This is a genomic window from Novosphingobium sp. 63-713 (genome assembly GCF_001898925.1).
In the GTDB taxonomy this organism is placed as follows: domain Bacteria; phylum Pseudomonadota; class Alphaproteobacteria; order Sphingomonadales; family Sphingomonadaceae; genus Novosphingobium.
Genome location: NZ_MKVS01000048.1, coordinates 183,150 through 201,374, shown reverse-complemented (window position 1 = coordinate 201,374; position 18,225 = coordinate 183,150). Strand labels below are relative to the sequence as shown.

At 64.0% G+C, this 18,225-nt stretch carries 12 protein-coding genes; 11 read left to right on the top strand and 1 reads right to left on the bottom strand.

The window, feature by feature from the left end; genetic code table 11:
- Positions 1-111: 111 nt before the first annotated feature.
- The gene (locus BGP00_RS23265; RefSeq protein ID WP_292691910.1) at positions 112-1,146 is read right to left on the bottom strand and encodes a LacI family DNA-binding transcriptional regulator; all 1,035 of its coding nucleotides are present in this window, start codon (positions 1,144-1,146) and stop codon (positions 112-114) included.
- Between the two features lie 239 nt (positions 1,147-1,385).
- On the opposite strand from BGP00_RS23265, the gene BGP00_RS23260 reads away from it, so the two are divergent.
- From BGP00_RS23260 to BGP00_RS23210, 11 genes are all read left to right on the top strand, one after another.
- Positions 1,386-4,178 carry a TonB-dependent receptor gene (locus tag BGP00_RS23260; RefSeq protein ID WP_292691908.1) on the top strand — a complete coding sequence of 931 codons (2,793 nt, stop codon included), beginning with the start codon at positions 1,386-1,388 and terminating at the stop codon, positions 4,176-4,178.
- A 72-nt stretch (positions 4,179-4,250) separates the two neighbouring features.
- Positions 4,251-5,771 carry a tryptophan halogenase family protein gene (locus tag BGP00_RS23255; RefSeq protein WP_292691906.1) on the top strand — a complete coding sequence of 507 codons (1,521 nt, stop codon included), beginning with the start codon at positions 4,251-4,253 and terminating at the stop codon, positions 5,769-5,771.
- The gene (locus tag BGP00_RS23250) at positions 5,768-7,567 is read left to right on the top strand and encodes an alpha-amylase family glycosyl hydrolase (RefSeq protein WP_292691904.1); all 1,800 of its coding nucleotides are present in this window, start codon (positions 5,768-5,770) and stop codon (positions 7,565-7,567) included. Before BGP00_RS23255 ends, BGP00_RS23250 begins: the two co-directional genes overlap by 4 nt.
- A 12-nt stretch (positions 7,568-7,579) precedes the next feature.
- Positions 7,580-9,184 carry an alpha-amylase family glycosyl hydrolase gene (locus BGP00_RS23245; RefSeq protein ID WP_292691902.1) on the top strand — a complete coding sequence of 535 codons (1,605 nt, stop codon included), beginning with the start codon at positions 7,580-7,582 and terminating at the stop codon, positions 9,182-9,184.
- 29 nt (positions 9,185-9,213) lie between these two features.
- Positions 9,214-11,262 carry a glycoside hydrolase family 97 protein gene (locus tag BGP00_RS23240; protein WP_292691900.1) on the top strand — a complete coding sequence of 683 codons (2,049 nt, stop codon included), beginning with the start codon at positions 9,214-9,216 and terminating at the stop codon, positions 11,260-11,262.
- A gap of 46 nt (positions 11,263-11,308) precedes the next feature.
- Positions 11,309-12,385 carry a PLP-dependent cysteine synthase family protein gene (locus tag BGP00_RS23235; RefSeq protein ID WP_292691898.1) on the top strand — a complete coding sequence of 359 codons (1,077 nt, stop codon included), beginning with the start codon at positions 11,309-11,311 and terminating at the stop codon, positions 12,383-12,385.
- A gap of 34 nt (positions 12,386-12,419) precedes the next feature.
- Complete coding sequence (locus BGP00_RS23230) at positions 12,420-14,426, top strand: M3 family metallopeptidase (protein ID WP_292691896.1); 2,007 nt, start codon at positions 12,420-12,422, stop codon at positions 14,424-14,426.
- Positions 14,427-14,431: 5 nt separating this feature from the next.
- The gene (locus tag BGP00_RS23225; protein ID WP_292691894.1) at positions 14,432-15,505 is read left to right on the top strand and encodes an alpha-hydroxy acid oxidase; all 1,074 of its coding nucleotides are present in this window, start codon (positions 14,432-14,434) and stop codon (positions 15,503-15,505) included.
- A 1-nt stretch (position 15,506) separates the two neighbouring features.
- Positions 15,507-16,190 (top strand): Fe2+-dependent dioxygenase, encoded by a 684-nt coding sequence (locus BGP00_RS23220; RefSeq protein ID WP_292691892.1) that lies wholly within the window; start codon positions 15,507-15,509, stop codon positions 16,188-16,190.
- Between the two features lie 19 nt (positions 16,191-16,209).
- Positions 16,210-16,851: a heme-binding beta-barrel domain-containing protein gene (locus BGP00_RS23215; protein ID WP_292691890.1), complete on the top strand. Its 642-nt coding sequence runs from the start codon at positions 16,210-16,212 to the stop codon at positions 16,849-16,851.
- Positions 16,852-16,950: 99 nt separating this feature from the next.
- Positions 16,951-18,120 carry a urate hydroxylase PuuD gene (locus BGP00_RS23210; RefSeq protein ID WP_292691888.1) on the top strand — a complete coding sequence of 390 codons (1,170 nt, stop codon included), beginning with the start codon at positions 16,951-16,953 and terminating at the stop codon, positions 18,118-18,120.
- Positions 18,121-18,225: the final 105 nt, after the last annotated feature.

The window sequence follows — 18,225 nt, the reverse complement described above, 5'->3', positions numbered from 1 at the left end:
TATGTTCGATTGGCAAATCGCCTTCGCGATTTGCCTGCGGCGAGTCTTTGTAAGGTGCGCCTTGGCCATCCGGCCAAGGCTTGCGGCACCGGCCCTTTCCCCCGGCGCCGTTTACCCCCCGCAACTCTTGCGCCGCACCAGCCGCGTGGGCAGAACGGGCGAGGGCAGTGCGCGATCCTCGATCTGGGCCAGCAGGGTTTCGATCAGCAACGCGCCCGCCGCTTTCAGATCCTGCATCATCGTGGTCAGGGGAGGATTGGTCATGCCCGCCGCCGGAATATCGTCAAAGCCCATCAGCGCCACATCGCCCGGCACCGACAGGCCCGCCTCGGACAGCGCGCGCATCGCGCCGATGGCGATGAGGTCTGATCCGGCAAAGATCGCGTCAAACCGCGCGCCCCGCGCAATCAGCGCCTTTGCGGCCAGATAGCCCGATTCCTCCGTGGTCAGCGCGTCGATCTGCAAATCCGGGTTCACCGGCAGTCCGCTTTGCGCCAGCGCCGCCTGAAGCCCGCGATAACGGTCGGAAAATTCAGGGTAATGCTCGTCGGCCTGCCCCAGAAAGGCGATGTCGCGGCGGCCCTGCGCGATCAGGTGTTCGCCCGCCATCTGCCCCGCGCCGAAATTGTCGCTGCCCACGGTCGCGCCGATATTGTCGGGCCGCACCGAGCCCCAGCGGACAAAGCGCGTGCCCTGTGCCACCAGCCCCGTCAGGCGCTGTTCGTATTGCGTGTAATCGCCATAGCCGAGCAGGATCAGCCCATCCGCGCGGTGGCTGTCCTGATAGCGCGTGTGCCAGTCATCCTCCATTTTCTGGAACGAAATCAACAGGTCGAACCCGCGATTGGCGCATTGGCGTGTGATCGAGCCGAGCATGGCGAGGAAGAAGGGATTGATGCGCGAATCATCCTCGCTGGGCTCTTCAAAGAAGAGCAGCGCAATCGTGTTGGCCCGCTGTGAACGCAGCGAGGAGGCGTTTTTGTCGACCGTGTAATTCAGTTCGCGGGCAATCGCCTCGATCCTCGCGCGCGTCTCGGCGCTGACCGAACGCGACCCGCGCAGCGCCCGGCTGACCGTGGGCTGGGACACGCCCGCGCGATAGGCGATGTCAAAGCTGGTAGGTTTGTTCGATCGTTTTTGCCCCATGATCCCCCCATGATGCGTGTGCTTCCCGACTGGCTCTTGCGTGGCCTTAGAGCAACATTACCCGATTGCGCATAATATGGGTATACGTATGCCATCTTTTGTTCTCGGCCGTCCCCGCTGTAAACGGGCTCCACGTTGACCGGAACCAAGGGGCAGGGGTGCCCTATGCCGGGACGAAGCCTGCGCGCATGGACCGTGTGTCATCCATGCGCAGCCGGTATGATCAGGAGAGGAATATCATGAGCTTCCGCAGCTTCAAGGCGGGGCGCCTTGGTGCGTCCGCCGCATGCATTGCCGTGTCTGCTTTCATCTTTCCGGCGCTGGCCGAGGCCCAGCAGGCCGCGCCTGAGCCGGCGGCCAATGACCAGGCGATCGTGGTGACGGGCATCCGCGCCTCGCTCGATGCCTCGGCCTCGCTCAAGCGCCGTTCGCCGGTGATCGTGGAATCCATTTCGGCCGAAGACATCGGCAAATTGCCTGACGTGTCGATTGCGGATTCGCTGGCCCGTCTGCCCGGCGTCACGGCCCAGCGTCTGGAAGGGCGCGACCAGCGCCTCTCGATCCGCGGCCTTGGCCCCGATTTCGGCACCACGCTGCTCAACGGCCGCGAACAGGTGACCGTGGGCGACAATCGCGGCGTGGAATATGACCAGTATCCGTCGGAATTCTTCAAGAATGTGGTGGTTTACAAGGCCGCCAATGCCGGGCTGATCGCGGCGGGCGTGTCGGGCACGGTGGACCTGCGCATGCTGCGCCCGCTGGCGCAGAAGGACCGCATCATCGCGGTGCAGCTGCGCGGTCAGATGAACGGCATCAAGGCGCTCAACCCTGACAGCGACAACAAGGGCTTCCGCGCCTCGGCCGCCTATGTCGACAAGTTTGCCGACGACAAGTGGGGCATCGCCATCGGCCTGTCGGCCACCCAGGCCCCTTCGCAGAACGAGCGCTACAACGCCTGGGGCTTCCCCAATGACCCGGCTGCGGGCGGCGCGCTGTTCCTTGGCGGGGCCAAGCCCTATGTGCAGTCGAACATGCTCAAGCGCTATGGCGGCGTGGTGACGGTCGAATGGGCGCCCAGCGACAATTTCCATTCCACGCTCGACCTGCTCTATTCCAAGTTCAAGGAAACCCAGCACCTGCGCGGTATCGAATTCCCGATTGCCCCGACATGGGGTTCGGGCGCCACGATCCAGCCGGGCTATACCACCACCAACGGTCTGGTCACCAACGCCACGCTTACCGGCGTCCATGCGGTGCAGCGCAATGACCTGAACGAGCGCACTGCGGACAATTTCTCGGCCGGGTGGAACGGCGTGTGGACGGTGGCCGAGGACACCCACATCACGCTCGACGCCAGCTACAGCACGGCCAAGCGCACCGACTTCCTGCTCGAAACCTATACCGGCACCGGATACAATTCGGCGGGCGCCTCCGACACGCTCAAGATCAGCGCCAATCCCAACGGCACTTTCTCGATCGTGCCGACGCTGGATTATTCGAACACCGGCCTGTTCGGCATCACCGACCCGCGCGGCTGGGGCTATAACGGCACGACCGCCGTGGTTCAGGCGGGCTTCCTCAACAAGCCCAATTTCAAGGATGACCTGCTGGCCCTGCGCGCCAGCCTGGATGGCAAATTCGGCGGCGGCAATGTCATTTCCGGCTGGGAAGTGGGTGTGAACTATTCGCGCCGCAAGAAGGTGTCGAACTTCCTCTCCTACTTCCTCTGCCCCAAGGGCGCGGGCACCAATTGCACCGTGTCGAGCGGCACCACCACCTTTGCCCCGGTGCCCAGCGCGGCGGTGCTCGGTTCGGTGGCGCTGGATTATCTGGGCGTGCCCAAGATGCTCGCGCTCGATCCGATGTATCTGTATAACAACAGCTTTAATGCGGCCTATGACAATCGCCCCGTCTCGCTGGTGCGCGACAATTCGGTGACCGAAAATGTCATCACCGGCTATGCCATGCTCAAGCTGGACGGCGATGTGGCGGGCAAGCGCCTGACAGGCAGCATCGGCGCACAGGTGGTCCACACCAACCAGAGCTCGGATGGTTCGATCTCGAACTTCTCGAATGGCGCGGTCACGCTTTATCCGGCCACAGGCGGCGCGAAATACACCAATTTCCTGCCCAGCCTGAACCTGTCGCTGGAAATGGACCCTTCGATGTTCGTCAAGTTCTCGGCCTCGCACACGATGGTGCGCGCGCGCCTTGATCAGTTGCGCGTCAATCAGGAGTTCAACATCGACCCCACCCGTCTGGGTTCGACCACGCCGGGCCAATCGGTGTTCAGCTCGACCGGCGGCAATGCCCAGCTTCGCCCCTATCACTCGACCAACATCGACCTCTCGCTGGAGCGCTATTTCCGCAAGGGCGGCTATGTCTCGGTGGCGGGCTATTACAAGAAGCTGACCCAGTTCGTCGATCCGTCGAACAATTTTATCTATGATTTCTCCTCTGCGCTCAGCAGCCTGACGCCCGCCCAGCGCGCGGCGGTGGGCACCACGCTGGGGACGGTCAACGCGCCGGCCAACACCGGGCATGGCGATGTAAAGGGTGTGGAAGGCACGCTCTCGCTGCCCTTCTCGCTGCTGACGCCCAAGCTGGATGGTTTCGGCTTCTATGGCAGCCTGTCCTATACCGACAGCACGATCTATCTGGCCAGCAATCCGGGGCAGGCGATCACCCTGCCGGGCCTGTCGGACTGGGTGCAGAACGCGGCGCTTTATTATGAAAAGCACGGGTTCCAGGCGCGGGTGAACTATCGCTTCCGCTCGACCTTCCTGGCCGAAGTGGCGGGCCTTTCGGCCAACCCCACCTATCGTCAGGCCAAGGCCGAAGCGATTGTGGACGCCCAGATCGGCTATGAGTTCCAGCCCGGATCGAAGCTCTACGGCCTCGCGGTCATGCTTCAGGCCAAGAACCTGACCGACCGGCCTTTCATCACCTATCAGAACAATGATGTGCGCCAGTTGATCGACTATCAGCGCTATGGCCGCGACTATTACCTGAGCGTCAGCTACAAGTTCTGATCGCGACAGGACGCGGGCGGGGCGCGATGCTCCGCCCGTCTTTTACAATAATAAGCCAACGGGAATTGCGGGATGAGCCAAAGGCCACAACAGCGCATCGTCATTGTGGGCGGCGGCACGGCGGGCTGGATGACGGCTGCTGCGCTGGGTCATTTTCTGGATGACGGCTTTACTGTCGAGCTGGTGGAAAGCGACGCGATCGGCACGATCGGCGTGGGCGAGGCGACCATCCCGCATATCAATGTGTTCAACAAGGCGTTGGGCATTGATGAAAAAGCCTTCATGCGCGCCACGCAGGCAACCTATAAATTGGGCATCGCCTTTGATGGCTGGCTGCATCCGGAGCACAGTTATATCCACGCTTTTGGCGATGTGGGCCGCGATGTGGGCCTTTGCGCGTTTCAGCATTTCTGGTCGCGGGCGAAGCGGCTGGGTTTTGCCAAGGAGACCGGGGCCTACACGCTCAACACCATCGCCGCGCGAGCCGGGCGGATGCATGACGGCGCGCCGCTGACGGCCCAGACCGTGCCCGCCATGCCCCATGCGTTTCATTTCGACGCGGGGCTCTATGCCGCCTTTCTGCGCGACCATGCCGAGGCGCGGGGCGTCAAGCGCACCGAGGGGATGATTGCCGATGTGCGCCGTCATGGCCTGACCGGGGATGTCACGGTGCTGCGCCTTGCCGATGGGCGCGAGATTGCGGGCGATCTGTTCATTGACTGCTCCGGCCAGCGGGGCCTGTTGATCGGCGATGCGCTGGGCGGGACCTATGAGGATTGGCGCCGCTGGCTGCCCTGCGACCGCGCGATGGCGGTGCAAAGCCCGCGTCTGGCCGATCTTGTGCCCTACACGCGCGCCATCGCCCATCCGGTGGGCTGGCAATGGCGCATTCCCTTGCAGCATCGCACCGGCAATGGCCGCGTTTATTGCAGCGATTTCATAACCGATGATGCGGTGCATGACGAACTGGTCAGCAGCCTCGAAGGCGGCGCGATCACCGCGCCCCGCCCGATCCGCTTTACCACCGGCCGCCGCCGCGAGGCGTGGAAGGCCAATGTCATCGCCATCGGCCTGTCCTCCGGTTTCCTTGAACCTCTGGAATCGACCTCGATCCATCTGATCCAGACGGGGATTGCGCGCCTGCTCAAATTCCTGCCCGGCGGGCCGGTGGCGCAGGTCACGCGCGATGCCTTCAACGCCCAGTTCGCCTTTGAAATGCAGCGCATCCGCGATTTTATCATCCTGCATTACTGGGCCAACCGGCGCGAGGAGCCGTTCTGGCAGGCCTGCCGCGCGGTGGACTTGCCCGACAGCCTGCGCGCCAAGATCGACCTCTTCGCCGCTTCGGGCCAGATTTTCCGCGAGGGCGAGGAATTGTTCAGCGAGGTGGGCTGGTTTCAGGTGATGGCCGCACAGGGCATCATTCCGGCCGCCAGCCATGCCATGGCCGAGGCCATTCCGGAGGCGGATTTGCGCGATTATCTCGAACTCATCTCGGCGCTCTATACCAGAGAGGTGGGGCAATATCCTTCCCATGCCGACTATATCGCCCGCCATTGCGCGGCCCCCATGGCGCAAAAGGTGATGGCATGAGGCGCGCTTTGACCATGGCTCTGGCCGCGCTGGCGGCGTCCGCCGCGCAAGGCACGCCCCTGTCCGACCTGCGCGCTCGCACGCCGGAACAGGAAGTGATCTATTTCGTGCTGCCCGACCGTTTTGCCAATGGCGATCCGGCCAATGATACGGGCGGCATCGCGGGCGATCGGCTGACCCATGGGTTCGACCCTGCGGACAAGGGCTTCTATCATGGCGGCGACCTCAAAGGGCTGACCGCGCGGCTTGATTATATTCAGGGGCTGGGCGCCAGCGCGATCTGGGTCGGACCGATTTTCAGGAACAAGCCGGTGCAGGGGGCCAAGGGCCATGAAAGCGCGGGTTATCACGGCTATTGGATCACCGATTTCCTGCATGTCGATCCGCATTTCGGCAGCGATGCCGATTTCGCCGCGCTGGTAGAGGCGGCCCATGCGCGGGGGATGAAGGTCTATATGGACATCATCGTCAACCACACCGCCGATGTCATCCAATACCGCGAGGCGGGCGATGCCGCCGCGCCCTATCGTTCGAAGGCCGATTATCCCTTTTCGCGCCGGGGCGGGGTTGCGGGCGCGCCGATCAATGCTGGGTTTGCGGGCGATGATGATGCGCGCCCCGCCAACTGGGTGCATATGACCGATCCGGGTTTTGCCTATACGCCTTATGTGCCGCGCGGCGAGGAGAGGGTGAAGAACCCGGCCTGGCTCAACAATCCCATCTGGTATCACAATCGCGGCGACACCGACTGGAAGGGCGAGAGCGCGCAATATGGCGATTTCGTCGGGCTGGACGATCTGGCCACGGAAAACCCGCGCGTGGTCAAAGGGTTCATCGAGATCTACGGCAGCTGGATCGACCGTTTCGGCATTGACGGCTATCGGATCGACACGGCCAAGCATGTGAACCCGCAATTCTGGCGCGCCTTTGTCCCCGCCATACAGGCGCGGGCGCGGGCGCGCGGCATCCCCAATTTCCACATCTTTGGCGAGGTGGCGACGGGCGATTATGATCCGGCGCTGCTGGCCGGATGGGTGTATCGCGCGGGCCTGCCTGCGGTGCTGGATTTTGCCTTCATGCGCGCGGCCACCGATGCGGCAAGCGGCAGGACCGGCACGCAGGAACTGGCCCGCATGGTCGATGACGATGCGCTCTATGGGCCAAGGGGCGCGCTGCGCCTGCCCACTTTCCTTGGCAATCACGACAATGGCCGTTTCGCCATGGCCCTGCGTGAGGCCAGGCCGGGGATTGGCGCGCAGGAATGGCTGGCGCGCGACCTGCTGGGCCATGCGATGCTGCTGACGCTGCGCGGCGTGCCGACCATCTATTATGGCGATGAACAGGGATTTGCCGGGCGCGGGGGCGATCAATCCTCGCGTCAGGATATGTTCGCCAGCAAGGTGGCGGAATATAATCAGGATGTGCTGGTGGGCACCGCCTCCACCACCGCCGCCGCCAATTTCACGCCCGGCCACCCGCTGTATCAGGCCATCGCCCGCCTTGCGCAGATCCGCCAGTCTACCCCGGCGCTCTGGGGCGGGCGGACGATCCTGCGCGCCTCGGGCGAGGGGCCGGGCCTATTTGCCGTCTCGCGCCTCGATCCCAAGACCGGGGCCGAGGTGCTGCTGGCCTTCAACACCTCCGACCGACCCATCACCGCGCAGGTTTCCGTCGCGGCCGCCACCGGGCGCTTTAACGCCCTGTCCGGCCCATGCCCCGCCGCGCCCGCCGCACCGGGCAGCGCGACCATCAGCCTGCCCGCTTTCGGCTATGCCATCTGCGCCGCCACCCAGTAAGGACCCCCGATAATGACCCTTTCGCAAGGCCCATGGTGGCGCGGCGCCACCATCTATCAGATCTATCCGCGCAGCTTTGCCGACAGCAATGGCGACGGCATTGGCGATCTTCCGGGCATCACCGCGCATCTCGATCATATCGCCTCGCTGGGCGTGGATGCCATCTGGATCAGCCCGTTCTTCACTAGCCCGATGGCTGATTTCGGCTATGATGTGGCCGATTACCGCGATGTCGATCCGATCTTTGGCACGTTGAGCGATTTCGACGCCTTGGTGGCGCGCGCGCATGGATCGGGCCTGAAGGTGATGATCGACATGGTCTTCGCCCATACCAGCGACGCCCATCCATGGTTCGCGCAAAGCCGGGCGGACAAGACCAACGCTCACGCCGACTGGTATGTCTGGCGCGATGCGAACCCCGATGGGACGCCGCCCAACAACTGGCAGTCGGTGTTCGGCGGCCCGGCCTGGACGTGGGATGCGCGCCGCCAGCAATATTACATGCACCAGTTCCTGAAAGAGCAGCCGCAATTGAACGGCCATAATCCGGCGGTGCAGGAGGCCTGCCTTGATGTGCTGCGTTTCTGGCTGGATCGCGGGGTGGATGGGTTCCGGCTCGATGCGCTCAACCATGCGATGTTCGATCCGGGCTTTGCCGATAATCCGGTGGCGGCCGACAATGGCAAGCCACGCACCCGGCCTTATGATTTTCAGGCCAAGGTCAACAGCATGAACCACCCCGATGTGGTCGGCTTTGTCGAACGCATCGCGGCGGTCTGTCAGGCGGCAGGCGCGACCTTTACCGTGGCCGAAATCGGTGGGGATGATGCCGATCCGCTGATGAAGGCCTATACGGCGGGCGAGGGGCGGCTTTCGAGCGCCTACAGCTTCGACTTCCTCTATGCCGAGCGCCTGACCGCCGATCTGGTGGCGCGCACGCAGGCGCTGTGGGATGGCGCGCCGGATGCCGATGGCCGCGCGCAGGGTTGGCCAAGCTGGGCCTTTGAAAACCACGATGCGCCGCGCCATGTCTCGCGCTGGGTCGGGGCGGAGCATCGTGATGCCTATGCGCGGATGACCATGGCGCTGCTGATGGCGCTGCGCGGCAATGCGTTTCTGTATCAGGGGCAGGAGCTGGGCCTGACGCAGGATGATATCCCGTTCCACCTGCTTCAGGACCCCGAAGCCATCGCCAACTGGCCGCTGACGCTGAGCCGCGACGGCGTGCGCACACCGATGCCGTGGCAGGTGCAGGACGAACAGGGCGGGTTCACCAAGGGCGCGCCCTGGCTGCCGCTCTCGCCGGAAAACATCGCCCGCGCGGTGGACCGGCAGGAGGCCGACCCGCAAAGTCAATTGGCCATCACCCGCCAAATTATCGCCCTGCGCCGCGCGCATCGGGCGCTGGCGGTGGGGGCGATGGAGGATCTGCGCGTGGAAGGCGATCTGCTCACCTTCACCCGGCGCGAGGGGGGCGAGGCGGTGGCCTGCACCTTTAACCTTGGCGGCGAAACCATCGCGCATGCCGCGCCGGAGGGGCAGATCCTGCTGGCATTGAACGGCGCGGATGGCGGGCAATTACCGCCTTATGCCGCGCATTTTATCCTGTCTGCTTAACCCCCTTCTTCCCCCGGAGAGAGACCAACATGGCCCGCTCGCTTGCCCCCCTTGCCGCCCTTTTGCTGACGGCAACCTCAGCTTATGCCCAGACCGCGCCCGCCAGCTATTCGGCCACATCGCCCGATGGCACCATCGCCATTGCCATCACCACCGACAGCGATCACCGCGCCCGCTACAGCATCACCCGCAAGGGCAAGGCGCTGATCGCGCCCTCGCTGATGGGCTTTATCCTGACCGATGGCGTCAACATGGTGCGCGGATGGGACATCACTGGCGCCGATACGGCCAAGGGCGATGACACGTGGGAGCAGCCCTGGGGCGAGCGCCGCTATGTCCGCGACCATTATAACGAGATCACCGTCCACCTGCGCCAGTCCAAGGAGCAGGGCGAGCGGTTGATGGATGTCCATTTCCGCATTTTCGACAATGGCGTGGGCTTTCGCTATGAAATCCCCAAACAGGCCGCGATGACCACGATGCGCATCGCCGACGAGGTCACCGAATTCGACATCGCTCCGCGCGGCACCGCATGGTGGATCCCCGGCGGCGAATGGAACCGCTATGAACAGGTCTATCAAAAGACCCCGATCGATGCCGTCTCCACCGCGCATACGCCCATCACCATGCGCCTTGAGGATGGCACGCATCTGTCGTTCCACGAGGCTGCGCTGGTCGATTATTCGGCCATGTGGTTCAAGCGGGCCGATGGGCAGAAGTTCCGCACCACCCTTGCGCCTTCGGGGCAGGGCGCGCGGGTTGTGCGCGATCTGCCCTTCAACACGCCTTGGCGCGCGATCCGCATGGCCGATGATGCAGCAGGGCTGGTGGAAAACGACCTTGAACTGAACCTCAACGAACCGAACAAGATCGGCGATGTAAGCTGGTTCAAGCCGCAAAAATATATCGGCATCTGGTGGGGCATGATCCGGGGCGACTGGACATGGGCCGAAGGGCCAAAGCATGGCGCCACCACCGAGCGGGCCAAGCAGTACATCGACTTTGCCGCCAAGAACGGCTTTTCCAGCGTGCTGATCGAGGGCTGGGACAAGGGCTGGAACGGTAACTGGCTGGGCACGGGGGGCGATTTCAGCTTTACCAAACCGGCCGATGGTTTCGATCTGGAGGCTGTCACCGCCTATGGCCACAAGAAGGGCGTCAACATCATCGGCCATCACGAAACGGGCGGCAATATCGCCAATTACGAGGCCCAGCTTGAGGATGCGATGAAGCTGTATAACCGCCTCGGCGTGCCGGCGGTCAAGACCGGCTATGTGGCGGATGCGGGCGGCATTCAGGCGCCCTGCGGGAATGATCCGGCCAAGATCTGCATGGAATATCACGATGGCCAGCGTCAGGTGCAGCATCACCTGCGCGTGGTGCAGGTGGCGGCGAAGTATCACATTGCCGTCAATGCGCATGAGCCGGTGAAGGACACCGGCCTGCGGCGCACCTATCCCAACTGGATCGCGCGGGAAGGCGCGCGCGGCATGGAATATAACGCATGGGGCGCCTTCGCCAATGGGCCGAACCATGAGCCGACTCTGGTTTACACCCGTATGCTGTCCGGCCCGATGGATTTCACCCCCGGTATCCTCAGCCTTGAGGGCGCCAACCATGCGCCTCTGGCCTCGACGCTGGCCAAGCAATTGGGCCTTTATCTTGCGCTCTATTCCCCGATCCAGATGGCGGCCGATTTTATCGAGAGCCTTGAGGCACACCCGCGCGAACTGGCCTTCATCCGCCAGGTGCCCGCCGATTGGGCGCAGAGCCATCTGATCGCGGGCGCGGTGGGCGAATATGCGATTTTCGCCCGTCAGGATCGCAACAGCCCCGACTGGTATGTCGGCGGGGTCAATGACGCCACAGCGCGCGATGTGGATCTGAAGCTTGATTTCCTCGATCCCGGCAAGACCTATACCGCCACCATCTATAAGGACGGCGAGGGCGCGACCTATCTGACTGAGGCGCGGCACAGGATCGCCTATGAAACGCGCAAAGTGGCCAAGGGCGACACCATCAAACTGTGGCTGGCGCCGGGCGGGGGCGGGGCAATTCGTCTCACCCCGGTGAAATAAGGCCCGGCCCGGTTGACGCGGGCGCGTCACGGGATAGGGAAGGGTGATGAGCCAAAAACCCTGTCCCAACTGGGTCAGCTGGGCCATCGGGCGCATCGATGCGGATTATACCCGCAGCGCCGATACCCATCTGATCCCGGTGCCGCTGCCCGCCCTGCCGCATATCGCGATTTATCTGAAGGATGAATCGAGCCACCCTACCGGCAGCCTGAAGCATCGCCTCGCGCGCTCGCTGTTTCTTTATGCCCTGTGCAACGGCTGGATCGCGCAGGGGATGACGATTGTCGAGGCCTCCTCCGGCTCGACCGCCGTGTCCGAGGCCTATTTCGCGCGGATGCTGGGCCTGCCCTTCATCGCGGTGGTGCCGCGCAGCACGGCGCCCGAAAAGATCGCGGCCATCGAGGCACTGGGCGGCCAATGCCACAAGGTTGACGGCGCGGGCGCGGTTTACGGCGAGGCGTCGCGTCTGGCTGCGGAATTGAACGGGCATTACATGGACCAGTTTACCTATGCTGAGCGCGCCACCGACTGGCGCGGCAACAACAACATTGCCGACAGCATTTTCAGCCAGATGGCCCGCGAACCCCACCCGATCCCGGCATGGATCGTGACCGGCGCGGGCACGGGGGGCACCTCGGCCACCATCGGCCGCTATGTCCATTACAACCGCCATGCCACACAGGTCTGCGTGGCCGATCCGGCGGCCTCGGTGTTTCACCGCAACTGGCATGACGCAGCCGTCATCACCGCCGATGGCCCCACCAGCCGGATCGAAGGCATCGGCCGCCCCCGCGTCGAGCCCAGCTTTATCCGCAGCGTGATCGACCGGATGGAAGTGGTCGAGGATCGCGCCTCCATCGCCGCCGCGCGGGTGCTCTCGCGCTATCTGGGGCGGCGCGTGGGCGGGTCGACCGGCACCAATCTGGTGGCGATTGCGCGCATTGCCACGCAAATGGCCGATGCGGGCGAGAAAGGCTCGATTGTCTCGATCCTGTGCGACAGCGGCGAGCGCTATGGCTCGACCTATTACAATGAAGAATGGCTGACCGCGCAGGGGCTTTTGGACGAAGCGGAGGAAGAGCGCATGGCCGCCTTCCTTGCCAGCGGGCGTTACGCTTCCTAAGTTATCTGCCAACAATTCTCATTTGCAGGATCCTATGTCGAACAATCCGCTGCTGGCCGCCACTGATCTGCCCGATTTTGCCGCGATCCGGCCCGAACATGTCGTGCCTGCGGTTGAGGCCGCGATTGCCGCCCATGCCGAGGCGATGAAGGCTTTGGCCGCGCGGCCGGGCGATCCGGCGCTGTTGGCCGACAAGGATGCGGCGGACGTTGCCATCTCGCGCGTGTGGGGCGTGGTCAGCCATCTGGTGATGGTGGCCACCACGGTGGAACTGCGCGAGGCCCATGGACAGGCCCAGTCCCTGATCGACGCGCATTTCAGCGCCGTGGGTCAGGACAAGGCGCTGTATCAGGCGTTGAAGGCGATTGATCCGCAGGCACTGCCCGAAGATGAGCGCCGCGCTTTGAAGCTGGCCTTGCAGGATTTCGAACTGTCGGGCGTGGCATTGGAAGGGCTGGCGGCGAAGGATTTTGCCGAAAACCGCATCGAAATGGGCCGCCTGTCGACCGAATTTTCCAATGCTGTGCTGGACGCGACCGAAGCGTGGACGCTGGAAATCACCGACGAGGCGCGCCTTGCCGGGGTCCCCGAGGCCGACCGGGCGGGCATGCGCGCGGCGGCCCAGCGCGCGGGCAAAGAAGGCTGGCTGATCACGCTCCACGCGCCCAGCGTGATGGCGGTGCTGTCTCATGCCGAGGACCGGGCGCTGCGCGAGGAAGCCTATCGCGCATGGAACACCCGCGCCTCGGATCAGGGGCCGAATGCGGGCCAGTTCGACAATGGCCCGCGCATCGCCGAAATCCTGTCGCGCCGGGGCAAGGCAGCGCTGGCGCTGGGGTTTGAGGATCCGGTGGCGGTGTCGCTGGCCGCGAAAATGGCGCGCGACGGGGCCGACGTGGATGCGTTCCTCTCCAGCCTTGGCGGCGCGGCGCGGCCTCAGGCAGCGCGCGATCTGGCCTCTTTGGCCGAATTTGCGCGGGACGAATTGAACATAGCCGACCTGCGCCCTTGGGATGTCGGCTTTGCCAGTGAACGGATGCGGCGCAAGCTGCACGATCTCGATACGTCGGAAATCCGCCGCTATCTGCCGCTGCCCCGCGTGATGGAGGCTTTGTTCGCACTGGTGCGCGAACTCTTCGGCGTTGAATTCCGCGCCGCGCAGGGCGTGCCGGTCTGGCATGACGATGTGCGCTATTTCACCCTGCACCGCGATGGGCATGAGGTCGCCTCGCTCTATGCCGATTTCTTTGCGCGCGAGGGCAAGCGCGGCGGGGCATGGATGGATTCGGCCCGTCCGCGTCAACATGGCATCACCCCGGTCGCCTATCTGGTCACGAATTTTGCGCCGCCGGTGGGCGATGCACCCGCCTTTATCACGCATAATGATATGGTGACGCTGTTCCACGAAATGGGCCACTGCCTGCATCACCTGCTGGGCGAGGTCGATCTGCCCAGCGTGGGCGGGATTGCCGGTGTGGAATGGGATGCGGTCGAATTGCCCAGCCAGTTCCTTGAGAACTTTGCATGGGAACCGGCCACGCTGAAGGCCGCCAGCGCGCATGAGGAAAGCGGCGAGGCCTTGCCCGATGCGATGATCGACCGGATGTTGGGCGCGCGCAAGTTCCTTGGCGCGATGGGCTTGGTGCGACAGGCGGAATTTGCGCTGTTCGACCTGCGGCTGCACCGCGCGGCGGGCGGCGACAATGCGCCTGATTACCGTGACATTCTGGCGCAGGTGCGTAGCGAAGTGGCCGTTATCGACTATCCCGAATGGCACCGCTTCCCCACCAGCTTCAGCCATATTTTCGCCGGTGGCTATGCGGCGGGCTATTATTCCTATCTCTGGGCCGAGCGCCTTTCCGCCGATGCCTATGCCGCGTTTGAGGAAGGCGATGCCTCGCGCGCCGAATTGGGCGAACGTTTCCGCGCCGAAGTCCTCTCGCGTGGAGGCACGCGCCCGGCGATCGAAAACTTCACCGCGTTTCGCGGGCGTGAGCCGGAGAATGAGCCGCTGCTGGAAAGCTGGGGAATCGCGGCCTAAACCGGGTGTCTCTGCCGCCGCATCTCTATACGCTGGCCGATTATGCGCGCGCTGCGCAGGCGCGGATGGATCCGGCGGTCTGGGCATGGCTCGAAGGGGCCAGCGGAGATGGCGCGGCGCGGCGGCGTGAGGAGGCCAGCTTTGCCGCCCATGCGCTGCTTAACCGCCCGCTGGCCGATCTGCGCGGGGGTCATACAAGGCGGCGCCTGTTGGGGCTGGATTTGGCGCATCCGGTGCTGCTCTCGCCGCTGGGCTATCATGGGCTGATCCATCCCGAAGGCGAGTTGGCGACCGCGCAGGGCTGCCTTGAGACGGTGATGACCGTTTCGACTATGGCCAGCCAGCCTATCGAGGCCATCGCGCAGGTGGCCGCCGGTCCGCTGTGGTTCCAGCTCTATGTCCAGCCCCGGCGCGAGGATACGCTGCGCCTGATCCGCCGGGCCGAGGCGGCGGGGGCAAGGGCGATCGTTGTGACACTAGACACGCCCGCTCAGCCCGCCAGCCCGCAGGCCCTGCGCGCTGGTTTCGTCATGCCGCCGGGCATTGCGGCGGTGCATCTCTCCGGTTTCGCGCCCGCGCCTGAGGCACCGGGCGATTGGTACAATCCCGCCCTGTCCCGCCTGGCCGCCGCTGCGCCGGGGTGGGAAGATATGGCATGGTTGCGCGGGCAAACCGATTTGCCGCTGCTGGCCAAGGGCCTGTCGCGGGCCGATGATGCGGTGCGGTTGATGGCGCTGGGCTGGGATGGGCTGGTGCTCTCCACCCATGGCGGGCGGGCGATGGAGGCGGCGGCGGCGCCTCTGACGCTGCTGCCCGCGATGCGCGCGGCGCTGGGGCGGGATCGCGCGATCCTGCTTGATGGTTCAGTGCGGACCGGGGCGGATGCGTTTCGGGCGCTGGCGCTGGGGGCCGATGCGGTGATGGTGGGGCGGCCGCAATTGCATGGGCTGGCCGTGGGGGGCGCTCTGGGCGTGGCCCATATGCTGAAAATTCTGCGCGAGGAACTGGAACTGGCGATGGTGCTGGCGGGATGCGCCACGCTGGATGCCATCGGACCGGATGCGCTGACGGGGGTGTAATATGCTGATCGTGATCGAGAAACTCTTTGCCCCCGCCGAGATTGCCGCGCTGCGCGAACGTCTGCTGGCCGCGCCATGGGCCGATGGTGCGGCCACGGCGGGCGAGCGGGCGGTGCAGGTGAAGCAGAACCTGCAGGTGCCGATGGACGATCCGGTGGCCAGGGAGGTCGGGCAGGTGATCCTGACCCGGCTGGGGCAAAATCCGCAATTCCTTGCTGCCGCGCTGCCGGTGACGATCCATCCGCCGCGTTTCAACCTCTATCGCGATGGCGGCCATTACGGCGCGCATGTCGATGGCGCGCTGATGCGTATGCCGGGGGAGGATCGCCTGCTGCGCACCGATCTGTCGGCCACCTTGTTCCTGAATGATCCGGAGGATTACGAGGGCGGCGAATTGACCATCGAGGGCCAATTCGGCGGGCAAAGCGTCAAATTGCCCGCGGGTGACATGGTGCTTTATCCCAGCTCCAGCCTGCACAAGGTCACGCCCGTGACGCGCGGGATGCGGATCGCCAGCTTTTTCTGGATGCAGAGCGCGGTGCCGGACGAAGGCGCGCGGACCATGCTCTATGACCTTGACCGCTCGATTCAGGGATTAGCGCCGGGCCGGGGCAAGGATGATGCGGATATTGACCGTTTGATGCAGGTCTATCACAACCTGTTGCGCCGCTGGGCGCAAATTTAGCCAAAGGGTCTGAAAACACATGTCGAAATTTCCCGCCCATCTGTTTGCCGAACCCGAACCCGATGTCGATACGCTGGCCAATCTGGGCCCGCTGGCGCCGATGGCGGGCGTGTGGGAAGGCATCAAGGGCCGCGATGTGAAGCCCACCGAGGATGGCGCCGAGGAACAGGTCTATATCGAGCGGATGACCATCCAGCCCATCGACCCCCAGATGAACGGGCCGCAATTGCTCTATGGCCTGCGCTATCACACGGCGATCACCAAGCCGGGCGAGGTCGAGATGTATCACGATCAGGTCGGCTACTGGCTGTGGGAACCGGCGACCGGGTGCATCCTCCACACGCTGACCATCCCGCGCGGACAGGCGGCGCTGGCCAAGGGCGAGGCTGCGGCGGATGCCACCAGCTTTACCCTGACGGCGCAGCGGGGCAGCACCGAGAACGGCATCATCTCGGCGGTGTTTCTGGAAGAGAATTTCCGCACCGACAGCTTCGCCATCACCGTCACCATCGATGGTCCGGACCAGTGGAGTTATGAGCAGACAACGATGCTGCAGATCCGCGGGGTGGAGGAGCCGTTTGCGCATACCGACCGCAATACGCTGCACCGGGTTGGCCCGGCGGTGCCCAATCCTCTGGCGCGTGAGGATGTGGAGGCCTGAGCCGTTCTGATTTTTGCGACAGGATAAGCGAAATTTTGCGCTTTATCGAACGCACGGCCAATCGCATGGAGGCATCAGGCTAAGACTAGGGGACGCGCCGTGGATATCACCGAATGGCTCAATCTGGGGCTGCGCTGGCTGCATCTGATCACCGGCATCGCGTGGATCGGCTCGTCCTTCTATTTCGTCTGGCTGGACAACCATCTGAAACCGCCCAAGGAAGGTGAGGCTTCGGGCGAGGTCTGGTCGGTCCATGGCGGGGGATTTTACCACAAGCAGAAATATCAGGTCGCCCCGTCCAAGATGCCGGACGAATTGCACTGGTTCAAATGGGAGGCCTATTTCACCTGGGTCAGCGGGTTCTCGCTGCTGGTGCTGGTCTATTATGTCGGCGCGCGGGCTTTCCTGATCGACACGGCCAAGGCGGCGTTGGAGCCTTGGCAGGCGGCGGGCATTGGGATCGGCGCGATTGTGCTGGGCTGGCTGGTCTATGACGGGCTGTGCCGGTCGGCGTTGGGGCGCAATAATCGGCTGCTCGGCGTCATCTGGTACGCGTTTCTGGTGGCCATGGCTTACGGCCTCAACAGCGTGTTCAGCGCGCGCGGGGCCTATCTGCACATTGGCGCGATTGTCGGCACGGTGATGGCGGCCAATGTGTTCATGATTATCATTCCGGGCCAGCGCAAAGTGGTGAACGCTCTGATCGCGGGAGCCGAGCCGGACCCGACGCTGGGCGCACGGGGCAAGCAAAGGTCGCTGCATAACAATTATATGACGCTGCCGGTGCTGTTCATCATGATCAGCCATCATTATCCGATGACCTTTGGCGCGGATCGGCCCTGGCTGGTGCTGGCGATGATTTCGGCGATGGGGGTGGCGATCCGTCATGTGTTCAACCTGCGCCACAAGGGGGCCGATCCGCGCCCGACCATGGCCATCGCGGCGTTGATCGGCATTGCCACGATCACTTATGTCAGCCTTGAAAAGAAGGCCGCCAAGCCGACGGGCGAGGCGACCTATGCCGAGATCCAGCCCATTCTGGAGCGGCATTGCGTGACATGCCATGCGCCCCATCCCACCAATCCCGCCTTTGCCGCGCCGCCTTTGGGCGTGTTGCTGGACAATGCCGAACATGCCTCGGCCGCCGCGCCGCGCATCAAAAAGGTGGCGGTGGACGCGCAGGTCATGCCTTTGGGCAACATGACCCATATGACATTGGAAGAGCGCGCAAAACTGGGCGCATGGATCGCCGGAGGGGCGCGGCCATAGGGGACGATTTTACGCGGACTTTACGCTCGCCCCCTGCCTTGCCCATGGCGATTTAATGCGCGAATGTCCGATGCGTCAGGCTTGTCTTACTCTAGGCGAACCGAC

Bases quoted from the DNA above. Each gene is read 5' to 3' on its own strand.
- BGP00_RS23265 (WP_292691910.1), bottom strand. From the start codon at position 1,146: ATGGGGCAAAAACGATCGAACAAACCTACCAGCTTTGACATCGCCTAT.
- BGP00_RS23260 (WP_292691908.1), top strand. From the start codon at position 1,386: ATGAGCTTCCGCAGCTTCAAGGCGGGGCGCCTTGGTGCGTCCGCCGCA.
- BGP00_RS23255 (WP_292691906.1), top strand. From the start codon at position 4,251: ATGAGCCAAAGGCCACAACAGCGCATCGTCATTGTGGGCGGCGGCACG.
- BGP00_RS23250 (WP_292691904.1), top strand. From the start codon at position 5,768: ATGAGGCGCGCTTTGACCATGGCTCTGGCCGCGCTGGCGGCGTCCGCC.
- BGP00_RS23245 (WP_292691902.1), top strand. From the start codon at position 7,580: ATGACCCTTTCGCAAGGCCCATGGTGGCGCGGCGCCACCATCTATCAG.
- BGP00_RS23240 (WP_292691900.1), top strand. From the start codon at position 9,214: ATGGCCCGCTCGCTTGCCCCCCTTGCCGCCCTTTTGCTGACGGCAACC.
- BGP00_RS23235 (WP_292691898.1), top strand. From the start codon at position 11,309: ATGAGCCAAAAACCCTGTCCCAACTGGGTCAGCTGGGCCATCGGGCGC.
- BGP00_RS23230 (WP_292691896.1), top strand. From the start codon at position 12,420: ATGTCGAACAATCCGCTGCTGGCCGCCACTGATCTGCCCGATTTTGCC.
- BGP00_RS23220 (WP_292691892.1), top strand. From the start codon at position 15,507: ATGCTGATCGTGATCGAGAAACTCTTTGCCCCCGCCGAGATTGCCGCG.
- BGP00_RS23215 (WP_292691890.1), top strand. From the start codon at position 16,210: ATGTCGAAATTTCCCGCCCATCTGTTTGCCGAACCCGAACCCGATGTC.